This window comes from Candidatus Woesearchaeota archaeon (assembly GCA_026394965.1).
In the GTDB taxonomy this organism is placed as follows: domain Archaea; phylum Nanobdellota; class Nanobdellia; order Woesearchaeales; family 0-14-0-80-44-23; genus JAPLZQ01.
The window spans coordinates 1-1,786 of the sequence record JAPLZQ010000114.1 but is presented as its reverse complement, the minus strand read 5'-3'; the positions used below and the strand labels follow the sequence as shown (position 1 = coordinate 1,786).

The window sequence follows — 1,786 nt, the reverse complement described above, 5'->3', positions numbered from 1 at the left end:
TGGGTTGCTCTTATAGGCATGTCAAATTCAAAATAGTGGGTAATCTTAAAACTGCTCTCCTTTGCAATGGATTCAATAAAATTCTTTGACTCTGCCTTGTGGATTGAATATATTACCGGTGCTATTTTGAATGCCTTTTCCAGGAAGAGCTTGTCTGCGTGTGCAAGCTTTGTCCCAAACGGCGGGTTTTCTATCACAAGATTTACCTTATCATTGAATTCACTAATGTCATTATTTACAATTTCTGCCTTGTCTGAAAGGGAAAGCCCTGTTTCGTGCTCAAGGAACTGAATGTTTTTTCTTGTAAGCTCAAGGGCGCTCATGTCAGAATCCACAAAAAAAACCTTCTGCGCGCCAAGGAGAAGCGCACCTATCCCGAGGATTCCTGTCCCGCACCCCAGGTCTGCAACAGTCCTCCCTGAGATTTCCCCGCTCATGTGCGAGAACCAGAGAATCTCTGCAGCAATCTCAGAATCAGTAGGGTACTGCTCTTCCATGAGCTTCGGCTTCTCAAAAACCCTCAGCCTTGAAAGCGCTATTGCTATTCCTGACTTCGAAAGCTGGAATTTCATTTTCTCACCCCTTGAATATGTGGCGCTTTAGTAATGGCATAGTGACGCATTGCCTGAAAAAAGAGATTTCCCGTCGATAAACCGCGCAGATTTTTCGTCACTTCAACGTAACCTTTTCGTTCCCTAAGATTTCATTTTAAAAAATATTCTTTTGATTATATAAATGTTTTTAAGCAGCAGCTGCCCCGGACATTTAAGGTTTAAGCAAGAGGGTGATATTATTTTTAGCTTTTCATTCAGGAGAAGGAAACTCAACCTTGAAAGCTTGAATAAAAAGATTGCTGAGTCATTCAAGAAGGTAAAGGATGAGTTTGAGGAGCAGCTGGACACTATAAACGAGGACACAAACGAAATCCAGTCCAACTATGCTTATCTATGCAGGCTTGATGAAAAGATTGACAAGCTGAATGAGAAGATTGAGCAGATGCAGATGCTGATTGTTACTGCAAACAAGGTGAGCAGCAATGTGAATATTGAGCCCCTTACCGCAAGAGAGCAGGAGGTTTTTTTGATTCTTTACACAACTGACCACCTTCTCATGTATTCTGACATCGCGAAAAAACTGGGGCTTACTGAAAACCTTGTTGCAAATTATGTTACAAACCTTATTGAAAAGAGAATCCCGATTTTCAAGAAATACCAGGGGAAGGAGACATTTCTCCTGCTTGAGCCTGATTTCAGGAACCTTCAGGCAAAAGAAAATGTGCTTGGGATAAATGAAGCCATGATAAAGCAGTTCCAGAATGACAGGCTTCAGGAGAAGAAGCTCAGCGGAAGCTCAAGGCAGTAATCACCTGCCGAAATTCCTTTTTCTATGCGAGAATTCAAGAATTATCCTTTTCAGGTCTGATTTCCTGAATTCAGGCCAGCTCTTTTTTATAAAAAACCACTCAGAGTATGCTGACTGCCAGGGAAGGAAATTGCTCGTTCTTAAATCGCCGGCAGTCCTTATCACAATGTCCGGCTTTGATTTCAGGAGAAGGTGGCTTTCAAACACTTTTTCATTTATTCTTTCAGGATTTATCTTTCCTGAAACTGCCTTTCTTGCAATCTCCCTTGCAGCATCCAGAATTTCCTGCCTTCCGCCGTAGGCAATTGCAAAGTTAAAGAAATATCCTGAGAATCTTCCTGTTTTTTTCTCAACAGCAGATATTTCATTCCTTATCTTTTTCGGGAGCATGCTGATTCTTCCGATAAATCTGATTCTAATCCTG

Annotated in this window: 3 protein-coding genes; 1 reads left to right on the top strand and 2 read right to left on the bottom strand. The window is 41.5% G+C overall.

Translation table 11 applies throughout. From position 1 onward, the window contains the following. Positions 1-572 (bottom strand): METTL5 family protein (locus NTV63_05365; GenBank protein ID MCX6710348.1); only part of this gene is annotated, 572 nt, incomplete at its 3' end. 265 nt (positions 573-837) lie between these two features. Here NTV63_05365 and NTV63_05360 point away from each other — a divergent pair. Continuing rightward, positions 838-1,362 carry a hypothetical protein gene (locus NTV63_05360; protein ID MCX6710347.1) on the top strand — a complete coding sequence of 175 codons (525 nt, stop codon included), beginning with the start codon at positions 838-840 and terminating at the stop codon, positions 1,360-1,362. On the opposite strand, the gene uppS is transcribed toward NTV63_05360, so the two are convergent. Beyond that, positions 1,363-1,786, bottom strand: a 424-nt coding sequence (uppS, locus tag NTV63_05355; GenBank protein MCX6710346.1) for a polyprenyl diphosphate synthase, incomplete at its 5' end; no start/stop codon positions are given.